Raw genomic sequence first — 21806 nt, forward strand, 5'->3', positions numbered from 1 at the left:
GTATCTCCTTGAAAGTGTCGAGCTAGAGGCGTGGTTCAGCCGCGCAGCCAGTCGGCGCAGCGACGGGTTACCCACGGCATGATGTAGAACACCACGGGCAGGATGACGAACAGGTTGACGATCAAGTTGCCGGTGATCGCGCCGCCCAACTGCGGAAAGCGCGCGAAAAGCGGCGACAGCAGTTGCGGGATGACCAAGGTCATGGGGCAGATCACCAGGTAAGTCAGCAGCGCCTGCTTCCAGCGCGGCGGTTGGGATGCACCGGTGGTGGGCGGGGTGAACCAGAACTCCGGATCGTCATGGACCTGGGTCTGGTCGCCCTCCTCCAGCAGCGGCAGCACCTCGTTGATCAGCGCCTGGCGCTCGGGAGAGTCGACCCAGGCCTGCAGCTGGTCGGCCTCGGCGAAGCGCACCACGGTGGTGAACTGACGGCCACCGTCGTCAGGACGGATCACATTCACATCCAGATGACCCGGCTGCTGGCGGGCCACGCTGACGGTGTGCCGCAACCAGGCTTCATAACGCGCCAGCGCATCGGTGCGCACTTTGTGCTGGATGACCAGCGTCACCACGGTACGGTTGTTCATCGGCCTTCCCCTGGACAAGATGAGGCCAGACGCCGGGATCCGGCGCCTGGTGAAGTGGGTTACTTGCCAGCAGTCAGCGTGCTGTAGCTGGTCATCAGGTTGCGGTAGTCCGGGATGTGGTTGGAGAACAGGGTACCCAGGCCCTCGATGTCGTTGCGCCAGTCGCGGTGCAGCTCACAGGCCACGCCGAACCAGGTCATCAGTTGCGCACCGGCCGCTTCCATCCGGCGCCAGGCGGCGTCGCGGGTCATCTCGTTGAAGGTCCCGGAGGCATCGGTGACCACGAACACTTCGAACTCTTCTTCCAAGGCCGACAGCGCCGGGAAGGCCACGCACACTTCGGTCACCACACCCGCGATGATCAGTTGCTTCTTGCCGGTGGCCTTCACCGCCTTGACGAAGTCTTCGTTGTCCCAAGCGTTGATCTGGCCTGGACGCGCGATGTAGGGGGCGTCCGGGAACTGCGCCTTGAGCTCCGGGACCAGCGGGCCGTTGGGGCCTTGCTCGAAGCTGGTGGTGAGGATGGTCGGCAGGTTGAAGTACTTGGCCAGGTCCGCCAGGGCCAGCACGTTGTTCTTGAAGCGGTCAGGCTCGATGTCCCGTACCAGCGAGAGCAGGCCTGCCTGGTGGTCGACCAGCAGTACGGCAGCGTTGTTCTTGTCCAGGCGGTTGTAGGTGAATTTGCTCATGGTCTGTGTTCCTTCAGTGAGTGAGTTGGGGTGTTGCCTTGACTGCATGGGCACAGATTAAAAACATCACCTTTGAAGCACTAGATAGCGAAAACTGGCTCTAGCGTTCTATTTTCGGAACGATGATCGAAGCGACACCCTTTGCGAGCCTTTTGCCGCTGTGCGGCCCCGGCTCCATTGCCTGCCCGCCCAACCTGCTCTTTACTACCCACAGCCTTTCTCTGTCGCGAGACTTCCATGCTGGCGTTCATTCAGTCCTCCCCGCTGTTGCTCGGCGCCGCCCTGCTGCTGCTCGACCTGGTGTTATGGCAATTGATCCCGGTCCAGCGCCGGGCCTGCCGTATCGGCGCTCGGCTGGTTATTTTCCTGTTGTTCAGCTGGGTCCTGTTGGCGGCGGGCATGAGCCCGTTGCAACCGGCGCCCTGGGTGGACGACGTGCCCCGCAACCTGATGGCCACCGCGCTGGAGATCGCCTGGTGGCTGTTCTTTGCCCGTACCGTGACAGTGGTGTTCGGCCTGGTGCTGATCGCCCGGGGCGGTCATGGCGGGCGGTTATTGCAAGACGTGCTCGGGGCACTGATCTTCGTGGCAGCGGTGATCGCGGCAGCGGCCTACGTGATGCAACTGCCGGTCAAGGGTCTGCTGGCAACCTCAGGCGTCATGGCCATCGTCATCGGCCTTGCATTGCAGAGCACCTTGGCGGACGTGTTCTCAGGCATCGTGCTCAACACTACGCGGCCTTATCAGATTGGTGATGCGATCTCCATCGACGGTACCGAGGGCAAGGTGCTGGACATCGACTGGCGGGCCACGCGCCTGCTCACCGGCAATGGCAGCCTGGCGGTGGTGCCCAACTCGGTGGTGGCCAAGGCCAAGCTGCTCAATTTCAGCCGTCCGGCGGACGTGCATGGGGTGTCGATCAGCGTGGTGGTGCCGGCCAAGGTGCGCCCCAAGCGGGTATTCGATGCGCTGGAAAAAGCCCTGCAGGGCACCAGCGCGCTACTCACGACACCGCCGCCCAAGGTCACCGTGAAAGCCTCAACGCTAGAGTCGGTGGAGTACGAGGCCAGCGGGTTCGTGGCGACCATGGAGCGCAAGGTCGAGGTGCGCAACCAACTGTTCGACCTGGCCCATCGTCATCTGGAGGCCAACGGGGTGATGTGGAACGTGGACCTCGCCCTGCCCCCACGCAGTCGCCAGCGCGAGCTGCTGGATGACGTGCGGGTGTTCCGCTCCTTGACCAGCGATGAACGCGACGCCTTGAGCCAGCGCATGACCGCGGTGGAATACCTGGCGGACCAGGTGATCCTGGGCGTGGGGGAACACTCCGACTACGTGCTGGTGATCGGCAGCGGCGTGGTGTCGGCGTCAATTCGCGATGGCGAACGCCTGATCGAAGCCGGGCGCATGGGGCCTGGCGAGGTGCTGGGAATCGAAGGCCTGATCGACGAGGAGGAGTCGCTGGCCGAATTTCGGACCCTGACAGGCTGCCTGCTCTATCGCATCGACAAGGAGCAGGTGCGCAACTGCCTGGCCCAGCGGGGCGAGGTACAGACCGCTCTGACCAAACTGCAGCGTTTCCGTCGTCAGAACCGGGAGTCCTTGCTGATGCAGAAACCGCCCGTGGTGAAGAAAGGCGGCTTCCTCAGCTGGCTGCACAAGTGATGCGTCCAGGCGCCTTTCGCGGGTAGACCTAGTCCTACAAGGCCAGCGCTGCCCTGTGGAAGCGGGTTTGCCCGCGCACAAGCCGACGCGGTCAGAGCACCACCCGCAGGCATTGCCCCGCGTGATACAGCGAGAAGCCCGACTCATAGAAGGCCGTGCGCAGCGAAGGCGCGCTGACCGGCTTCATTGGCGAGAACGGGATCGGCAGGCTGTTCGGGTCATCCTTGAGCAGGAACTCGGCGAACGCACGGCCAATCACCGTCCCGGTCGTGTTGCCCCGGCCGTTGTAGCCAGTCACCGCCACCAGCCCAGGGGCCGGCTCGAACAGGCGCATCAAGTGATCCGGCGTGAAGTCGATGCAACCGGTCCAGTGCATCTCCCACTCGACCTTGCCCAGCTCCGGGTAGTAATGGCTCTGGATGCGGTCTGCCCAGCTGCGCACGAACCAAGCCGGCTTGTTGTCCACTCGGCCGAGGCTGCCGAGCAGCAGACGGCCTTGGTCGTCGCGGCGAATGCTGCTGAGCACGGTGCGGGTGTCCCAGGAGCCCTGGCCATGAGGCAGGACCTTGTCGGCCGCGGCGCCCTCCAGCGGCTTGGAAGCCACCTGGTAGTAGTAGCCACGGAAGAAGTGCTTCTGCAGGTTGCTCCACTCGCCTTCGGTGTAGGCACCGGTGGAGATCACCACCTTGTCGGCGCGCACCGAGCCGCGAGCGGTGTTCACTCGCCAGCCATCGCCGTCGCGCTCAAGGCCTTCGACCGAAGATTGCTGGAATACCCGTCCGCCCAGGCGTGCCACGGCGGCAGCCAAGCCCTGGGTGTAGGCCATCGGGTTGATGGTGCCGGCGCGGCGGTCGAGCAGCGCGGCGGAAATCTTGTCGGTGCCGCAGTATTCCTGGCAGCGGGCCCCGGTCAGCAGCTCGACATCCGCGCCGCGACGACTCCACTGGGCGTGACGCGCCTCGAGGTCGGCAATGCCAGTGGCGTTGTGTGCCATGTGCAGGGTGCCTTTGTGCTGGGCCTGGCAGTCGATGCCGAGGCGCTCGATCATCGCGAACACTTCGGCAGGCGCTGCGCCGAGCACTTTGTTCAGGCGGCTGCCCTGCTCCAGGCCGAGGGTCGCCTCGACATCGTCGGGACGGATCCAAGTGCCGGCATTGACCAGACCGACGTTGCGTCCAGAGCCACCATGGCCGATCTTCCAGGCCTCCAGCAGGATCACCGACTTACCCTGTTCGAGCAGGTGGATCGCTGCGGACAGCCCGGTGATGCCGCCGCCGATCACGCAGACATCGGCCTTGTGCTCACCCGCCAGCGCCTGGGCGGCGACGGTCGGCTTGGTGACGAACTCCCACAGACATTCTTGACGCAATTCGGACATGGCCCGGCTCCAGCAGTGTTGTTCTTGTTGGGGCCGCTGCGCGGCCCTTTCGCGGCTGGACCCGCTCCCACAGCTACATCACAGGTCAAAAACCCTGTTGTACCTGTGGGAGCGGGTCCACCCGCGAACCGGGGGCAAGGCCCCCGGCCTGCGATCATCAGTCGAACACGATCCCCTGCGCCAGCGGCAGCTCGCGCGAGTAGTTCACGGTGTTGGTCTGACGACGCATGTAGCCTTTCCAGGCATCGGAACCGGACTCACGACCACCGCCGGTTTCCTTCTCGCCACCGAACGCGCCGCCGATTTCCGCGCCGCTGGTGCCGATGTTGACGTTGGCGATACCGCAGTCGCTGCCCGAGGCGCTCTGGAAGCGCTCGGCCTCACGCAGGTCGGTGGTGAAGATGCACGACGACAAGCCTTGCGGTACTTCGTTATTCAGGCGCAGGGCCTCTTCGAAGTCGTCATAGGCCAGCACATACAGGATCGGGGCGAAGGTCTCGTGGCGCACCACCTCGCTCTGGCCCGGCATCTCGACGATGGCCGGCGAAACGTAGTAGGCGTTGGGGTATTCGCTGGCCAGCTGGCGCTCGCCGCCGAACACCTGGCCACCTTCGTCGCGGGCCTTGGCCAGCGCGCCTTGCATGGCGTCGAAGGATGGCTTGTCGATCAGCGGGCCGACCAGGTTGTCCTTGCGTGGGTCACCGATGCGCACCTTGCCGTAGGCGGCTTTGACGCGGGCAACCACTTCGTCCTTGATGGAGCGGTGCACGATCAGGCGACGCAGGGTGGTGCAGCGCTGGCCCGCAGTACCGACCGCGGCGAACAGGATGCCGCGCACGGCCAGGTCGAGATCGGCGCTCGGGGCCAGGATCATGGCGTTGTTGCCACCCAGCTCGAGGATGCTGCGGCCAAATCGGGCGGCTACACGCGGGCCCACTTCGCGGCCCATGCGGGTGCTGCCGGTGGCGCTGACCAGCGGTACGCGTGGATCATCCACCAAGGCTTCGCCGGCTTCGCGACCACCGATCACCAGCTGGCTCAGGCCTTCCGGTGCATCGCCAAAGGCTTTCAGGGCCTTCTCGAACAGTGCCTGGCAGGCCAGGGCGGTCAGCGGGGTCTTCTCGGACGGTTTCCACACCACGGCGTTGCCGCAGACCAGCGCCAGCGCGGTGTTCCAGGCCCAGACCGCTACGGGGAAGTTGAAGGCGCTGATGACGCCGACCACGCCCAGCGGGTGCCAGGTCTCGCGCATGTGGTGGCCTGGACGCTCGGAAGCGATAGTCAGGCCGTACAGCTGACGCGACAGGCCAACGGCGAAGTCGCAGATATCGATCATTTCCTGCACTTCACCCAGGCCTTCCTGGGTGATCTTGCCGGCCTCGATGGACACCAGTTCGCCCAGCTCGGCCTTGTGTGCACGCAGCACTTCACCGAACAGACGCACCAGCTCGCCACGGCGCGGGGCCGGCACGCTGCGCCAGGCTTCGAAAGCTTTGTGGGCCTGGTCGATGCGGGCAGTGGTCTCGGCTTTGCCGAGCAGTTTCACCGAGGCGATCTGGCTACCGTCGATCGGGGTGTGAACAGGGTAGTCACCCTGGGTGTAAGCCTCGGCGGCAACGCCAAGGCGCTCGAGCAATCCAGCGACCATGTGCTTCTCCTACAGGGGGTGAAGGGTTGAAAACCTGATGTGGATCAGTATTAATCCGATGACACTAGCGCAACAAACGACCTTTATTCCGCATATCATTCCGTCAGGTAATGATCCTCCTGCCGTAGAGACCGCTATGTCCAAACGCCTGGTACCCTCGATGACCGCCTTGCAGTGCTTCGAGGCTGCTGCTCGCCACTTGAGCTTCACCCGCGCGGCCGAAGAGCTGCACCTGACCCAGAGCGCGGTCAGCAAGCAGGTCGCGCAGCTCGAAGAGATGCTCCGGCATCATCTGTTCCTGCGTATCCGCCGACGTTTGCAACTCACACCAGCCGGCTCGCTGTACCTGGCCGAAGTCAACAAGATTCTCACCCAGGTGGACATGTCCAGCCGCTACGTCCTGACCTATGGCGAGCAGACCGAAGTATTGAAGGTAGCCACACAACCAAGCTTTGGCGTGCGCTGGTTGATTCCGCACCTCAAGGGCTTCGGCAAGCGCTACCCGAACATTCATTTGGACATCCGCAACGAAATGGAGCCTTTCGCCCTGCTTCAGGGCTCGGCGGATGCAGTGTTCTTCTATGGCCAGGGCACCTGGCCAGGCGCCACCTGCGTGGAGCTGTTCGGCGAAGAGGTGGTGCCGGTGTGCGCGCCGGAGCTGTTGCAAGGCCGTGAGCTCAAGGACGCCAGTGCGGTGGCGCAGCTTGTGTTGTTGCAAAGCACCTCGCGCCCGGAGGCCTGGCACGAGTGGTTCCTGGAGCAAGGGCTGCATACCGACAACAGCTACCACGGGCCACGCTTCGACACCTTCTATATGGCGCTGAGCGCGGCACAAGCCGGTTGCGGCGTGGCGCTGGTGCCCCGCTACCTGGTGGCCAAGGAACTGGCCGAGGGCAGCCTGGTGATGGCCTGGAACCATGCGATGAAGAGCAACGGCGCGCATTACCTGGCGTTCGCCGAACATGCCGCGGAGGTGCCGAAGGTGCGGGCGTTGGTGGAGTGGATCAAAGACCAGCTGCAAGGCTGATAGGTGGGACCAGAAGGTCGATCCAAAAAGGAATGACACCTGCACTTTTTTTCGCTTGTGGGGAAAGTGCATTCCCAGCTTTCATGTAAGGGTACTCACTCACCCCCAGGAAGCTAGCGATGCCCGCCCACGATTTCGTCAGCCCCGACAGCATCCGCGCGCAGTTCTCTGCCGCAATGTCCCTCATGTACAAACAGGAAGTGCCTCTGTACGGCACGCTGCTGGAGCTGGTGAGCGAAATCAACCAGCAGGTCATGACCCAGCAGCCCAAGATCGCCGAAGCCCTGCGCTGGACCGGTGAAATCGAGCGCCTCGATCAAGAGCGCCACGGCGCCATCCGCGTCGGTACCGCCGAGGAGCTCGCGACCATCGCCCGCCTGTTCGCGGTCATGGGCATGGAGCCGGTCGGCTACTACGACCTGAGCAGCGCCGGCGTGCCTGTGCATTCCACCGCGTTTCGCGCAGTACACGAGCAGTCCCTGCACATCAGCCCGTTCCGCGTGTTCACCTCGCTGCTGCGCCTGGAACTGATCGACAACCCGCAGCTGCGCGAACTGGCCCAGGGCATCCTGGCCAAGCGCAAGATCTTCACCCCGCGGGTGCTGGAGCTGATCGCCCAGTGCGAGCGCGACGGCGGCCTGAGCGCCAGCGATGCCGATACGTTCGTGCAGGAAGCGCTGCACACCTTCCGCTGGCACCAGGACGCCACTGTCACGGCCGAGCAGTACCAGCAATTGCACGACCAGCATCGCCTGATCGCCGATGTCGTGGCCTTCAAGGGCCCGCACATCAACCACCTGACCCCACGTACCCTGGACATCGACGCCGTCCAGCTGGGCATGCCAGCCAAAGGCATTCCGCCCAAGGCTGTGGTCGAAGGCCCGCCCACCCGCCGACACCCGATCTTGCTGCGCCAGACCAGCTTCAAGGCGCTGCAGGAAAAGGTCGCGTTCAGCGATGCACAAGGCAGCCACACCGCGCGTTTCGGCGAGATCGAACAACGCGGTGCGGCGCTGACCCCCAAGGGTCGCCAGCTCTATGACCGCTTGCTCGACGCCACCCGCGAGGCCCTGGGCGGCGCACCGGCCGAAGCCAACGCCGAACGCTACATGGCGCTGCTCAAGGCGCAGTTCGCCGAATTCCCGGACGACCTGGTGCAGATGCGCGAACAGGGGCTGGCGTACTTCCGCTACTTTGCCACCGAAAAAGGCTTGGCCGCTCGCGACCAGCAAGGTCGTCCGACCACCCTGCAAGGCCTGATCGATGCCGGCCACGTGCATTTCGAGGCGCTGGTGTACGAAGACTTCCTGCCGGTCAGCGCCGCCGGGATCTTCCAGTCCAACCTGGGCGACGATGCCCAGGCCGAGTACGGCAGCAACGCCAACCGCGAGGCATTCGAAGCGGCACTGCAGATGAAGGTACAGGATGAACTGGCGCTGTATGCCCAGAGCGAGCAGCGCTCACTCGAGGCTTGTGCCCAGGCGCTGAACCTCAAGTCGCTGTAAGCCATTAGCCGGTAAACCCGCTCCCAGGCCCCTCCAGGAGCGGGTTTACCCGCGAACAGCCAGATCAATCGGAATTCGAGCGATCCCGCGATTGGGTCTCAAGGATGCTCACATCCGGTAGGTTCATCGCCGCCGCCTCTTCCTGCAAGAAGGCGCTCAACCTGCGCAAACGCTCTCCCCCAGGCCTCGTTCGTGGCCACACCAGGTAGTAATCCATGCCACTGGGCACCGCTGTCGGCCACGGCAGACTCAGGCGTCCCTGGGCCACGTCCTCGGCCACCATCAGCAGATCGCCCATGGAGATGCCATAGCCACGGGCAGCTGCGATCATGCCCAGCTCCAGGGTATCGAACACCTGCCCGCCCTTGAGCGAGACCTTGTCGGTGAGCCCCATGCGCTCCAGCCAGGCGCGCCAATCGCGTTTGTCCGGCGTCGGGTGCAACAGCTCAATGCCGGCCAGGCGTCGCTCGTCCCATGGGCCATCATCGAGCAGGCCCGGCGCGCCCACCGGGATCAGCAGCTCGGAGAACAGCCGACGCACCTCCCAGTCCGCGGGAAATAACCCATCGCTGAGCAACACCGCACAGTCGAACGGCTCCTGATTGAAGTCCACATGGTCCACGTCCATCCAGGCGCTGGTCAGTTGCACCTCGTTGCCTGGCTGCAGGTGACGGAACTGGCTCAGGCGCGACAACAGCCAGCGCATGGTCAAGGTCGACGGGGCCTTCATGCGCAAGATGTCGTCTTCGCCGCGCAAGGTGTCGCAGGCCCGCTCCAGCGCACTGAAGCCCTCACGCACGCCGGGCAACAGCACCCGCGCCGCCTCGGTCAGTTGCAGGCTGCGACCGTTGCGCACGAACAAGCGGCAGGCGAAGTGATCCTCCAGGGTGCGGATATGCCGGCTGACCGCGCTCTGGGTGATGGACAGTTCCTCACCGGCGCGGGTGAACGAGCTCAGCCGAGCGGCGGCTTCGAATGCGCGTAGCGCATAGAGCGGGGGAAGCTGACGAGACATCTGGCACCTGCCCAGCGGGGCGAGAATGGAATGCACAGGATCATATATGCATGAGTCCGACTCATGCCAACGATCGCATTTATCCTTTTGTGCAAAGTTGACCGAAGCCTCAGAATCAACGGCTCGCTCAACAGATTCAGGAAAAAGGACATCCCAATGCACGTCGCGCCCACCACCGAACTCAAGGCTCTGCTGCGCCTGGCCGGCCCGCTGATCGCCTCGCAGTTGGCGCACATGCTGATGGTACTGACCGACACCCTGATGATGGCCCGCATCAGCCCACAGGCCCTGGCCGGGGGTGGACTGGGGGCCGCCAGTTATTCGTTCGTGTCGATCTTCTGCTTGGGCGTGATTGCTGCGGTCGGCACCTTGGTCGCCATCCGCCAGGGCGCCGGGGACGTTCCCGGCGCGACCCGTCTGGCGCAGAACGGCCTATGGCTGGCCTGGGGCCTGGCCCTGGTGGCCGCGCTGGTGCTGTGGAACCTGGAGCCGGCCCTGCTGCTGTTTGGCCAACAGCCGGAGAACGTCGCCTCGGCGATGGAATTCCTCACGCTGCTGCCGCTGGCCCTGCCCGGCTACCTGACCTTCATGGCCCTGCGTGGCTTCACCAGCGCCCTGGGCCGTTCGACGCCGGTGATGGTCATCAGCCTGGTGGGCACGGTGCTCAACTATGTGTTCAACCATGCGCTGATCGAAGGCATGTTCGGCCTGCCCAAGCTGGGCCTGATGGGCATCGGCCTGGTCACGGCGGTGGTGTCGATGGGCATGGCCATTGCGCTTGCCCTGTACATTCGCTGGCACAAGGCCTACGCCGCCTACCCGCTGCGCAAGGGCCTGTCGCGCCCATCCCTGCCCGCCTTGCGTGAGCTGTGGCGCCTGGGCCTGCCGATCGGTGGCACCTACATGGTAGAGGTCGGCCTGTTCGCCTTCGCCGCCCTGTGCATGGGGGTGCTGGGCAGCACGGAGCTGGCGGCGCACCAGATCGCCCTGCAGATCGTCTCCACCGCGTTCATGGTGCCGACGGGCCTGTCGTATGCGGTGACCATGCGCGTGGGGTTGTACTACGGTGGTGGGAATCTGCTGGCCGCACGCAGCGCCGGGCGGGTGGGGATCGGTTTCGGGGCGATGATCATGTTCGCTTTCGCGGCATTGTTCTGGTTACTGCCCGATACGCTGGTCGGGTTGTTCATCGACCGTGACGACCCAGCTTTCGCGGCGATCTTCCAATTGGCCGTGAGCCTGGTGATGGTCGCGGCCTGGTTCGAATTGTTCGATGGCATGCAGACCATCGCCATGGGCTCTATCCGCGGGCTGAAAGACGCCAAGACCACCTTCCTCATCGGCCTGTGCTGCTATTGGCTGGTGGGGGCACCCAGCGCCTGGCTGTTCACCTTCACCCTCGGCGGTGGCGCGGTGGGTGTGTGGTGGGGCCTGGCCTTGGGGCTGGCCTGCGCAGCGGTGGCGCTGACCCTTGGCTTCGAGTGGCGGACCAAGCGGATGTTGGGCAAGGCGCACAAGGCTGAAGCTGCACCGATGTCGGTGTGATCCCACAGGGCTGGCGAAGCCCTGTGGGAGCGGGTTCCCCCCGCGAAAATACCGCCGCAGCTATAGACTCACTACCTGCGCCTGCGCCGCCTGCTGCAGGTAATCCATCAACGCCTCCACCGGAAGGGGTTTGCTCACCAGGTATCCCTGCACTTGGTCGCAGCCGAACCCACGCAGCAGCGCTAACTGCTCTTCGGTCTCCACCCCTTCGGCCACCACCTCCAGGTTGAGGTTGTGCGCCAGGTTGATCATGGCGTGCACCAGCTTGCGGTTCTCCTCGCGTAGCTCCATGCCGCCCACGAAGCTGCGATCCACCTTGAGCAGAGTGATCGGCAGGCTGTTCAGGTGCACGAACGACGAAAAACCTGTGCCGAAGTCATCCAGGGAAAAGCGCACGCCCAGGCGCCCCAAGGCGTCCATCGTCTGGCGGACCAGCTCGTTGCGGCGCATGACGGCAGTCTCGGTGAGCTCGAATTCCAGCCAGCGGGCATCGACACCATGCTCGATGATCAAGCGGCTGAGCGTGGCCAGCAACTGGCTGTCCTGGAATTGGCGGAAGCTCAGGTTAACCGCCATGTGCAAGGGTTCGAGCCCGCGCTCTCGCAAGGCCTGCATGTCGCGCAGGGCCCGGGAGATCACCCAGTAGCCCAAGGGCACGATCAAGCCGCTCTGCTCGGCCAGGGGCACGAATTCGCTCGGTGGCAGCAGGCCTCGCTCGGCATGACGCCACCGCACCAGGGCCTCGAGGCCGACGATGCGTCCATCGCCCAGGCTCAGCCGGGGCTGGTAGTGCAGCTCCAGCTCGTCGCGACGCAGGGCCCGGCGCAGCTCGCTTTCCAGATCGGCCAGGCTGCGGGCGTTGCGGTTGATACGCTCGTTGAACACATGGAAGGTGCAGCCCTGGCTGCCCTTGGCCTGGCGCATGGCGATATGGGCGTGCCACATCAGCGGATCGGCGCCGGCCTGGGCCCGGGCGTGGGCCACGCCCAGGCTGGCACCGAGCAACAGGCTCTCGCCATCGACCCAATAGGGTTCGGCGAGAGCCTCGACGATGCGCTCGGCCATCCACTCGGCGCGGTTGGCGTCACGCCGGGTGTCGATCAGCAGGGCGAATTCGTCGCTTCCCAGGCGGGCCAGCTGGTCCCCGGCCTCCAGTTGCTGCTTCAACCGCGCCACCACTTGCAGGATGAGGCGGTCGCCGCCCTGATGGCCCAAGGCATCGTTGACGTGGCGGAAGTTGTCCAGGTCCAGGTGACCCAGCGCGACGCCACGGCCTTCGTTTTCCGCCAGACGCGCCGTCAGCAGCGCCTGGAAGCCCTGGCGATTGGCGATGCCGGTCAAGGGGTCCTGCTCGGCCAGGCGCTGCAAGGTGGCCACCAGCACGCCCCGCTCGCGCACGTGGCGCAGGGAACGACGCAGCGCATCGCCACTCAACTGCTCGCGCACCAGCCAGTCGCTGACCGCGCTGGGTGGCGTGTCAGGCTCTTCATCGAGCAACAGGATGGTGGGCAGGTCACAACGACCGGGGGCCGGCTGCAATGCCGGCCTCGCCAAAACGACGGCTTGGCGGTCATTGGCGAACAGACTGTCCACCGATTCCCAATTCGGTGCGGTCAACAAGACCGCGCTCCCGGCCAGCGGCTGCAGGCACTCGCGCAGCAGGGTGGCCCATTCCGGCTCATCAGCCAACAGCAGCAAACGCAACGGTTCGACAGGCGTGGACAAGCGAGCTCCTTAGGCTTGAACAGTAGGACGACGGGCGCGGAGCATCCAGCCCTCACGAATGAAAATAATTTTCACTTAAAGTGCCACTCCATAGCCAGTATCCCGACGCATTTTGTCGTGCATCCTGCGCGAAAGTAACAAAAGCGGCAAATCCGATTCGCGCCTTGCATCACACTGTCAGACGGTAACGCCACAACCGCCCCATGCCTGCTAGAATGCGCGGCTATTTTCTGGTGACCCCCGGTTTCTAGCATGTCCCGACTCAATCCCCGGCAACAAGAAGCCTGTGACTACGTCGGCGGCCCTCTATTGGTGCTCGCCGGTGCAGGCTCCGGCAAGACCAGCGTGATCACACGCAAGATCGCCCACCTCATCCAGAACTGCGGCATCCGTGCCCAGTACATCGTGGCCATGACCTTCACCAACAAGGCCGCGCGCGAGATGAAGGAGCGGGTCGGCACCCTCCTGCGTCCAGGTGAAGGCCGCGGCTTGACCGTGTGCACCTTCCACAACCTGGGGCTGAACATCATCCGCAAGGAGCATGAGCGCCTGGGCTACAAGCCGGGCTTCTCGATCTTCGACGAGACCGACATCAAGGCCTTGCTGTCGGACATCATGCAAAAGGAATACTCAGGCGACGACGGCATCGACGAGATCAAGAACATGATCGGTGCCTGGAAGAACGACCTGATCCTGCCCGCCGAGGCCCTGGAAAAAGCCCGCAATCCCCGCGAGCAGACCGCCGCCATCGTCTACACCCACTACCAGCGTACGCTCAAGGCGTTCAATGCAGTGGACTTCGACGACCTGATCCTGCTGCCGGTGAAGCTGTTCGAAGAACACAAGGATGTACTCGAACGTTGGCAGAACCGTGTGCGCTACCTGCTGGTGGACGAATACCAAGACACCAACGCCAGCCAGTACCTGCTGGTGAAAATGCTGATCGGGATGCGCAACCAGTTCACCGTGGTGGGCGACGACGACCAGTCAATCTACGCCTGGCGGGGCGCACGTCCTGAAAACCTCATGTTGCTCAAGGAGGACTACCCCTCCCTGAAAGTGGTGATGCTGGAGCAGAACTACCGCTCCACCAGCCGCATCCTGCGCTGCGCCAACGTGCTGATCGCCAACAACCCACATGCTTTCGAGAAGCAGCTGTGGAGCGAGATGGGCGTGGGTGACGAGATCCGTGTGATCCGCTGCAAGAACGAGGAAGCCGAGGCCGAGCGCGTGGCCATGGAAATCCTCACCTTGCACCTGCGCACCAACCGGCCCTACAGCGACTTCGCCATCCTCTACCGGGGTAACTACCAGGCCAAGCTGATCGAGCTCAAGCTCCAGCACCACCAGGTGCCGTACCGCCTTTCCGGCGGCAACAGCTTCTTCGGACGCCAGGAGGTCAAGGACCTCATGGCCTACCTGCGCCTGCTGGTAAACCCGGACGACGACAACGCCTACCTACGCGTGATCAATGTGCCGCGCCGGGAAATCGGCTCCACCACCCTGGAAAAACTCGGCAACTACGCCACCGAGCGTGGCGTGTCGATGTACGCTGCCAGCGAGGAGCTGGGCCTGGGCGAGCACCTGGATGCCCGTTACACCGAGCGCCTGCAGCGCTTCAAGCACTGGCTCGACGGGGTGCGCCAGCGCGTGGCCCTGGAAGACCCGATCGCGGCCCTGCACGACATGATCCGCGACATCGACTACGAGAACTGGATCCGCCAGAACACCGCCAGCGACAAGGCGGCGGAGTTCCGTATCAGCAACGTCTGGTTCCTGATCGATGCCTTGAAGAACACCCTCGAGAAGGACGAAGAGGGTGACATGACCATCGAGGACGCCATCGGCAAGCTGGTGCTGCGCGACATGCTCGAGCGCCAGCAGGAAGAGGAAGAGAACGCCGAAGGTGTGCAGATGATGACCTTGCACGCCTCCAAGGGCCTGGAATTCCCTTACGTGTTCATCATGGGCATGGAGGAGGAAATCCTTCCGCACCGCTCCAGCATCGAGGCCGACACCATCGAGGAAGAGCGGCGTCTGGCCTACGTGGGCATTACCCGCGCCCGCCAGACCCTGGCCTTCACCTTTGCCGCCAAGCGCAAGCAGTACGGCGAAATCATCGACTGCACCCCCAGCCGGTTCCTGGACGAACTGCCGCCGGACGACCTGGCCTGGGAGGGCCTGGACGACGCGCCTGTCGAAGTGAAGGCCGCGCGCGGCAACAATGCGCTGGCCGACATCCGGGCCATGCTCAGACGCTGATCAACCCTTATTATTCAACCTTTGCCGCGGCCTGGTCCGTGGCCACCTTTGCTACATCGAGGAATACCACAGTGGAAGCACTGAAGCAGAAGATTCGCGAAGAAGGCATCGTGCTTTCCGATCAGGTTCTCAAAGTCGACGCGTTTCTCAACCACCAGATCGATCCGGCGCTGATGCAGCTGATCGGTGACGAGTTCGCCCGTTTGTTCGCCGACTCCGGTGTGACCAAGATCGTCACCATCGAAGCCTCAGGGATAGCCCCGGCGGTGATGACCGGCCTGAAGCTGGGCGTGCCGGTGATCTTCGCCCGCAAGCACCAGTCGCTGACCCTGACCGAGAACCTGCTGACCGCCTCGGTGTACTCCTTCACCAAGCAGACCGAGAACACCGTGGCCATCTCGCCGCGTCACCTCAACAGCAGCGACCGCGTGCTGGTGATCGATGACTTCCTGGCCAACGGCAAGGCATCCCAGGCGCTGATCTCGATCATCAAGCAGGCCGGTGCCACCGTTGCAGGCCTGGGCATCGTGATCGAAAAATCGTTCCAGGGCGGCCGCGCCGAACTGGACAGCCAGGGCTACCGCGTCGAGTCGCTGGCTCGGGTCAAGTCGCTCGAAGGCGGCGTGGTCACGTTCATCGACTGATGCCTCCTGGGGCCGCCTTGCGGCCCCTGCTACCTCCGGGTGGCGGCCAACCCTGCCAGCAGCAATCGCTGGTACAGCTCTTCCTTAAGCCCCTGCGGCTGCGCCAACCCCATCCGCGCCAACTGCGCCGGATAGGCCTCGGGCGCGGGCGCATCCAGCGCTGCCTTGCCCAACGCCAGCACTTCACTCAATTTGAATTTGCTCTTGAGCCAGTTGAGTGCCCGAAGCAAATCCCGCTCCTCGGCCGTGAAATCACACCCCAATGGATACTCCGGGAACAGCCGCGCATGCCGCTCGCGTATCGCCTCCAGACGCTCGGGCGTGTTGTCGGTAAAGCGCGTGGCCAGCGTGAAGCCTTTGGGCAGCTTGCCCACCGCCTTCGCCTGCTCCATCAACGGCTGCTGGAAACGTGAATCGCTGATCGCCAGCAACCTGGCGATGACTTCGCTATCGGTCTGTCCACGCAGATCGGCGATACCGTATTCGGTCACCACGATGTCACGCAGATGCCGGGGAATGGTGCAGTGACCGTAGTTCCAGAACAGGTTGGAAGTCACCTCGCCCCCGGACTCGCGCCAGCTGCGCAGGAGCAGCAGGGAGCGCCCGCCCTCCAGGGCATGCGCTTGCGCGACAAAGTTGTATTGCCCGCCTACCCCGCTGAGCACCCGTCCATCCTCAAGCTGGTCGGCCACGCCGGCACCGAGCAAGGTCATGCCGAATGCTGTGTTGATGAAACGAGCGTCGCGGCGCTGGCGACGCTTGAGCGACTCCTGCCCGTACAGCTCGTTGATGTAGCTGATCGCGGTCATGACGAAACGGTCGCGTTGCTCAAGAGGCATCTCCCGCAGACGCCGGTAGAACGCCTCGGGGCCCAGGAAGAATCCGCCGTGCACCAAAGCCCCGTCCTCGTCGGCCGGGCGCCGTACTACCCCCGCCTCGGCCAGCACCAGCAAACCGTTGACGAACATCTCGCTGCAGCCATACAGCCCCTGGGCAAAGGCATCGCGCCCACCCTCGCGCTCGATCAATCCCTGCCAGGGCGTGAGGTCCAGAGCATCGAGCAGTGCCCGGTAGCCGGCGTTGTCACCCTGGCGCGCCAACAAGGCCGCGGTCACCGCATCGCCCATGGCGCCGATGCCGATCTGCAGGGTACCGCCATCGCGCACCAGGGCACTGGCGTGAAGCCCAATGCAGTGGTCCTGGGTGGTGACCGGCATGTTCGGGGTACAAAACAACCGGCGCCGCTCAGGCTCGTCGATCAACAGGTCGAAGGCTTCCCGGCCAAGTTCGGCCCCTGCAGGCATGTAGGGCAGCTCGGTGTGCACCTGGCCGAGCAGCAGGATGGTCTCACCGGCGGCGCGACGACGGGCGATCATCGGCAACAGGTCGAGGGTGATGTCCGGGTTACAGGCAAGGCTCAGGTGATCGGGGCGCTCGGGCGTGGCGGCTACCAACTGGGCGATCAGGTTCAGGCCCTTGGCGTTGATGTCCCGCGCCGCATGGGTGTAGTTGCTGCTGACATAGTCCTGCTGGGCGCTCTCGCTGTGCAGCAGGCTGCCAGGCTGCAGGAAGAACTGCTCGACGCGGATGTTGCCGGGCAGGCTGTCGTTGCGCAGGTCGGCGAGGTAGTCGAGCTCTTCATAATCGGCAAAAACCCGCTCGACGAAGGGCTCCAGAAAACGACGTTGCAAGCCATCGCCAAGCGGCGGCCGCCCGAGGCTCAAAGCGGTGTAGATCGTCAGTTGGCGCTCGGGTAGCTGGCGCACCCTGGCATACAACGCGTTGACGAAGGCATTAGGTTTGCCCAGGCCCAAGGGCAGGCCCATGTGGATGTGGGCGGGTAGACGGGCCAGGACCTGTTCTACCGCCTGGTCGAGGGAACAGCATTGGGTCATGGGGCCTCCTGTGAACATCCATGCGCAGGGGTTGGACCGTTATTACCCGTGAAAAAGCCACCCCATTTCGTAGCCCAGAAACACAAAGCCCGCCATGGGAGGCGGGCTTGGGGGAATCAGGCAGGGATTACAGCCCCGACATCTTCTTGATGGCGCCCTTGAGCTCGTCATCCGAGCAGTCGGCACAGGTGCCTTTGGGCGGCATGGCGTTGATACCGGTAATGGCCTTGGCCAGGATGCCGTCCAGACCACCCTGGTGGTCAGCACGCTCCTTCCAGGCGGCGGTATCGCCGATCTTCGGCGCGCCGAGCAAGCCGCTGCCATGGCAAGCGTTGCAATGCTTGGCGATGATTTCATCTGGGGTCTTGGCACCACCGCCACCTGCGGTAGCAGCCACTGCCATGCCTTTGCACTCCTGGCCCTGGACACACACCTGGCCGACCGGCTCAAGGCGCTTGGCAATTTCGTCGTTGGTCGCAGCGGTTGCGCTCATTGCCCAAAGGGCGAATACGGCTGCTGGTACGGCCAGCATCTTCTTGATTTGGTTCACGCGAACACCCTCATGGTGGCTAATCACGCCCGCGGCCACGGATCTGCGAGCGTTTGAAAGTATAGCGGGAACCCCGAAACCGTGGAACGACCCCACAAGGGAAAGGGGTATTGCCGAAACAATGCACTGCGCTGGATCAAAAGTTCGAGGGTGTCGCCGCGCTGATCAGCCGGGCAGGCTCTTCGAAGGGGTTGCGAAAACGGTGTGGACGGGTGCTTTCGAAGTAGTAGCTGTCGCCGGCCTCGAGGATGAACGTCTCGGTACCGACCACCAGCTCGAGCCGGCCTTCGAGCAGGATGCCGGTCTCTTCGCCGTCGTGGGTTAGCATTTCTTCGCCGGTATCGGCCCCGGGCGGATACACCTCGTTGAGGAAGGCGATCGCCCGGTTGGGGTGCGATTTGCCCACCAGCTTCATGGTCACTGCACCGTCGGAGATGTCGATCAGTTCGTGAGCCTTGTAGACGACCTGGGTAGGGCTTTCAGGCGCCAGCTCCACGGAGAAGAACTCGACCATGGACATGGGGATGCCGCTGAGCACCTTGCGCAGGGAGCTGATCGAGGGGCTCACGCTGTTCTTCTCGATCATCGAGATGGTGCTGTTGGTGACGCCCGCGCGTTTGGCGAGTTCACGCTGGGACAGGCCCTTGAGCTTGCGGATGGCTTGCAGTCGTTCACCGACGTCCAAAGCTGGAGCCTCCTGAAACGGTCGAGGTGGGAGCGAAGTGTGAACGATATGATGGCAACGCCGTTCAGTATTTACAACACTTCGCCCCGCAGCCTGTCCGCTTCAGCGCCTCATTCGCCGATATAGTCCAGCGGTACACGCTTGAGGTTGCAGAAGATCTGGTACGGGATCATCCCGGCCTGGGCAGCCACGTCGCTGGCCAGCACCTGCTTGCCCCACAATTCTACCGGACTGCCGACCGTGGCTTCGGGTACGTCGGTCAGATCGACGCAGAGCATGTCCATCGACACCCGGCCGATCAGTTGGGTGCGTTTGCCGGCGACCATCACGGGCGTGCCGGTCGGTGCCTGACGCGGATAGCCGTCGGCATAGCCCATGGCGACCACGCCGACGCGGGTCGGGCGTGGGGTGATGAACTTGGCGCCGTAGCCTACCGGCTCACCGGCCGGCAGTTCGCGCACGCTGATGATCCGCGATTGCAAGGTCATCACCGGCTGCAGGCGCTCGGCCTGGGGCTGGGACACTTCGAACGGGGTGGCGCCGTACAGCATGATGCCGGGGCGCACCCAGTCGCTCGGCACCTGGGGCCAGCCCAGCACCGCAGGCGAATTGCGCAGGCTGCACTCGGCCGCCAGGCCCTGGCGGGCGGCTTCGAACACTGCGACCTGTTGGGCTGTGGCGTCGACATCCAGTTCGTCGGCGCGAGCGAAGTGGCTCATCAGCACGATACGCGCCACTTTCCCGCTGGCCAGCAGGCGCTGGTAGCTTTCTTGGTAATCCTTCGGGTGCAGGCCGACCCGGTGCATGCCGGTGTCCATCTTCAACCAGACCGTCAATGGCTTGTGTACTGGCGTCTTCTCGATCGCTTCGAGCTGCCACAGCGATTGCACCACGCACCACAGGTCATGTTCGGCGATCAGCGCCAGCTCGCTCGCCTCGAAGAAACCTTCGAGCAACAGCACCGGGGCTTTGATCCCGGCGGCGCGCAGCTCCAGCGCTTCCTCGATGCAGGCCACGGCGAAACCATCGGCCTCGGTTTCCAGGGCCAAAGCGCAACGCACCGCGCCATGGCCGTAGGCATCGGCCTTGATCACGGCAAGGGCTTTGGCGCCGGACAGCTCACGGGCCAGGCGGTAATTGTGGCGAAGGGCTTGAAGGTCGATCAGGGCACGGGCGGGACGCATGGCGGCAGCCTTCTGGCAGTCTGGTTATGAATTAAGTCCCTGGCGCGACAGGCGTGGGGTAGTGCCCGCCGAGCCAGGGTGAGGGAACGGTTTACGGCAGCGCGGCGACTACCGACATCTCGACGAGGATTTCCGGCTCGCACAGCTTGGCCTCGACCGTCGCGCGGGCCGGAGCGACGCCTTGGGGCAGCCACTGATCCCACACCGCGTTCATGCCCAGGAAATGCGCGTCGATGTCCTTGAGGTAGATGGTCACCGAGAGCAAACGGGTCTTGTCGGTGCCGGCCAGCTCCAGCAGGCGCTCGATGTTGGCCAGCACCTCGCGGGTCTGCTGTTCGATCCCGGCGTCCAGATCGTCCCCCACCTGGCCCGCCAAGTAGACAGTGCCGTTATGGGTGACGATCTGGCTCATGCGCTCATTGGTGAGCTGGCGCTGGATTGCCATGCTTGGAAATCTCCTGGTTGTTGCCGTAACGCGAAATATCGAGGCCTTCGGCGCTGATCTGTGGCTTCTTGCGCGCGATCAGGTCGGCCAGCAAGCGACCGGAACCACAGGCCATGGTCCAGCCCAAGGTACCGTGACCGGTGTTCAGGAACAGGTTGCGGTACGGGGTGGCGCCCACGATCGGGGTCCCGTCCGGGGTGGCCGGGCGCAGGCCGGTCCAGAAGCTGGCCTGGCTCAGGTCGCCGCCGCGAGGATAAAGATCGTTGACGATCATCTCCAGGGTTTCGCGCCGACGCGGGTTCAGCGAAAGGTCGAAGCCTGCGATTTCGGCCATGCCGCCCACACGAATGCGGTTGTCGAAACGGGTGATGGCGACCTTGTAGGTTTCGTCGAGAATGGTCGAGGTCGGGGCCATGTCCGCGTTGGTGATCGGTACGGTCAGCGAGTAGCCCTTGAGCGGGTAGACCGGCGCCTTGATGCCCAGCGGCTTGAGCATCTGCGGAGAATAGCTACCCAGGGCGAGGACGTAGCGGTCGGCCGTTTCCAGCTTGCCGTCGATCCATACACCATTGATGCGGTCACCCGCGAAGTCCAGGCGCTGGATGTTCTGGTCGAAGCGGAACTCGACGCCCAGCTTGACCGCCATCTCGGCGAGCTTGGTAGTGAACAGTTGGCAGTCGCCGGTCTGGTCGTTCGGCAGGCGCAGGGCGCCGGCCAGGATGTCCTTCACGCCGGCCAGGGCAGGTTCTACGCGGGCGATGCCGTCGCGGTCGAGCAGCTCGTAAGGCACGCCGGATTGTTCGAGGACAGCGATGTCCTTGGCGGCAGCGTCCACCTGGGCCTGGGTGCGGAACAGCTGGGTGGTGCCCAGGGAGCGGTTTTCGTAGGCAATGCCGGTTTCGGCGCGCAGTTCATCGAGGCAGTCGCGGCTGTACTCGGACAGACGCACCATGCGCTCCTTGTTCACCGCATAGCGGTTGGCGGTGCAGTTGCGCAGCATCTGCGCCATCCACAGGTACTGGTCGACATCACCGGTGAGCTTGATAGCCAAAGGGGCGTGGCGCTCGAGCAGCCACTTGATGGCCTTGAGCGGCACACCTGGGGCAGCCCATGGAGAGGCATAGCCGGGCGAGATCTGGCCTGCGTTGGCAAAGCTGGTTTCCATGGCCACCGCTGGCTGGCGGTCGACCACCGTCACTTCGAAACCTTGCCGGGCCAGATAGTAGGCACTGGCGGTTCCGATCACACCGCTACCAAGTACCAGAACTCGCATTGTTTATTCCTCGCACGCGGCGCACCGCAGACTTTTGTTGAAATGGCTGGATTGGGCGCAGTATAGGGAGGAATAGCCAGTGCA

At 63.9% G+C, this 21806-nt stretch carries 18 protein-coding genes; 6 read left to right on the forward strand and 12 right to left on the reverse strand.

All coding sequences use genetic code 11. The annotated features are described in order from the left end of the window. Nucleotides 1-35: 35 nt before the first annotated feature. On the reverse strand, nt 36-587 hold the full coding sequence (locus AB1N67_RS23915; protein ID WP_043213446.1) for an antibiotic biosynthesis monooxygenase: 552 nt from the start codon (nt 585-587) through the stop codon (nt 36-38). A 59-nt stretch (nt 588-646) separates the two neighbouring features. Then, nucleotides 647-1276: an isochorismate family cysteine hydrolase YcaC gene (gene ycaC / locus AB1N67_RS23920; RefSeq protein ID WP_043213448.1), complete on the reverse strand. Its 630-nt coding sequence runs from the start codon at nt 1274-1276 to the stop codon at nt 647-649. Nucleotides 1277-1513: 237 nt separating this feature from the next. On the opposite strand from ycaC, the gene AB1N67_RS23925 reads away from it, so the two are divergent. Next, on the forward strand, nt 1514-2941 hold the full coding sequence (locus AB1N67_RS23925) for a mechanosensitive ion channel family protein (protein WP_253131342.1): 1428 nt from the start codon (nt 1514-1516) through the stop codon (nt 2939-2941). Between the two features lie 91 nt (nt 2942-3032). Here the strand turns inward: AB1N67_RS23925 and AB1N67_RS23930 are convergent, their stop codons facing one another. Both AB1N67_RS23930 and AB1N67_RS23935 read right to left on the reverse strand, forming a co-directional pair. Then, a complete protein-coding gene (locus AB1N67_RS23930; protein WP_367863442.1) occupies nt 3033-4319 on the reverse strand; it encodes an NAD(P)/FAD-dependent oxidoreductase in 1287 nt (428 codons plus the stop codon). A gap of 157 nt (nt 4320-4476) precedes the next feature. After that, nucleotides 4477-5967 (reverse strand): aldehyde dehydrogenase family protein, encoded by a 1491-nt coding sequence (locus tag AB1N67_RS23935; protein WP_043213031.1) that lies wholly within the window; start codon nt 5965-5967, stop codon nt 4477-4479. 136 nt (nt 5968-6103) lie between these two features. Here AB1N67_RS23935 and AB1N67_RS23940 point away from each other — a divergent pair, with 136 nt between their 5' ends. After that, nucleotides 6104-6994: a LysR family transcriptional regulator gene (locus AB1N67_RS23940; protein ID WP_043213029.1), complete on the forward strand. Its 891-nt coding sequence runs from the start codon at nt 6104-6106 to the stop codon at nt 6992-6994. Between the two features lie 119 nt (nt 6995-7113). Next, nucleotides 7114-8499 carry a VOC family protein gene (locus tag AB1N67_RS23945; protein ID WP_197852550.1) on the forward strand — a complete coding sequence of 462 codons (1386 nt, stop codon included), beginning with the start codon at nt 7114-7116 and terminating at the stop codon, nt 8497-8499. Nucleotides 8500-8563: 64 nt separating this feature from the next. Here AB1N67_RS23945 and AB1N67_RS23950 read toward each other — a convergent pair whose 3' ends face one another. Then, nucleotides 8564-9514 (reverse strand): LysR substrate-binding domain-containing protein, encoded by a 951-nt coding sequence (locus AB1N67_RS23950; RefSeq protein ID WP_052352480.1) that lies wholly within the window; start codon nt 9512-9514, stop codon nt 8564-8566. 156 nt (nt 9515-9670) lie between these two features. On the opposite strand from AB1N67_RS23950, the gene AB1N67_RS23955 reads away from it, so the two are divergent. Further along, entirely contained in the window at nt 9671-11059 is a 1389-nt protein-coding gene (locus AB1N67_RS23955; RefSeq protein WP_090344226.1) for a NorM family multidrug efflux MATE transporter, read from the forward strand. A gap of 60 nt (nt 11060-11119) precedes the next feature. Here AB1N67_RS23955 and AB1N67_RS23960 read toward each other — a convergent pair whose 3' ends face one another. After that, the gene (locus AB1N67_RS23960) at nt 11120-12784 is read right to left on the reverse strand and encodes a bifunctional diguanylate cyclase/phosphodiesterase (protein WP_043213023.1); all 1665 of its coding nucleotides are present in this window, start codon (nt 12782-12784) and stop codon (nt 11120-11122) included. Between the two features lie 252 nt (nt 12785-13036). Here AB1N67_RS23960 and rep point away from each other — a divergent pair, with 252 nt between their 5' ends. Together rep and xpt are read left to right on the forward strand one after the other, a co-directional pair. Then, the gene (gene rep / locus AB1N67_RS23965; RefSeq protein WP_043213020.1) at nt 13037-15046 is read left to right on the forward strand and encodes a DNA helicase Rep; all 2010 of its coding nucleotides are present in this window, start codon (nt 13037-13039) and stop codon (nt 15044-15046) included. A 71-nt stretch (nt 15047-15117) separates the two neighbouring features. After that, entirely contained in the window at nt 15118-15690 is a 573-nt protein-coding gene (gene xpt / locus AB1N67_RS23970; RefSeq protein WP_043213018.1) for a xanthine phosphoribosyltransferase, read from the forward strand. Nucleotides 15691-15719: 29 nt separating this feature from the next. On the opposite strand, the gene AB1N67_RS23975 is transcribed toward xpt, so the two are convergent. From AB1N67_RS23975 to dadA, 6 genes are all read right to left on the reverse strand, one after another. Beyond that, nucleotides 15720-17585: an acetyl-CoA hydrolase/transferase C-terminal domain-containing protein gene (locus tag AB1N67_RS23975; protein ID WP_367863443.1), complete on the reverse strand. Its 1866-nt coding sequence runs from the start codon at nt 17583-17585 to the stop codon at nt 15720-15722. 127 nt (nt 17586-17712) lie between these two features. After that, nucleotides 17713-18117, reverse strand: coding sequence for a cytochrome c5 family protein (locus AB1N67_RS23980; protein ID WP_043213033.1), 405 nt, complete (start codon nt 18115-18117; stop codon nt 17713-17715). A 154-nt stretch (nt 18118-18271) separates the two neighbouring features. Further along, complete coding sequence (locus tag AB1N67_RS23985) at nt 18272-18820, reverse strand: cupin domain-containing protein (RefSeq protein WP_043213014.1); 549 nt, start codon at nt 18818-18820, stop codon at nt 18272-18274. Nucleotides 18821-18930: 110 nt separating this feature from the next. Further along, on the reverse strand, nt 18931-20004 hold the full coding sequence (gene alr, locus AB1N67_RS23990) for an alanine racemase (protein WP_043213012.1): 1074 nt from the start codon (nt 20002-20004) through the stop codon (nt 18931-18933). Between the two features lie 91 nt (nt 20005-20095). Then, nucleotides 20096-20449 (reverse strand): RidA family protein, encoded by a 354-nt coding sequence (locus AB1N67_RS23995; RefSeq protein WP_043213010.1) that lies wholly within the window; start codon nt 20447-20449, stop codon nt 20096-20098. Further along, nucleotides 20421-21722, reverse strand: a complete 1302-nt coding sequence (dadA, locus tag AB1N67_RS24000) for a D-amino acid dehydrogenase (RefSeq protein ID WP_043213007.1) — start codon at nt 21720-21722, stop codon at nt 20421-20423. Before dadA ends, AB1N67_RS23995 begins: the two co-directional genes overlap by 29 nt. Between the last annotated feature and the right edge of the window lie 84 nt (nt 21723-21806).

Source organism: Pseudomonas guariconensis (genome assembly GCF_040822035.1).
GTDB classification, from domain to species: domain Bacteria; phylum Pseudomonadota; class Gammaproteobacteria; order Pseudomonadales; family Pseudomonadaceae; genus Aquipseudomonas; species Aquipseudomonas guariconensis.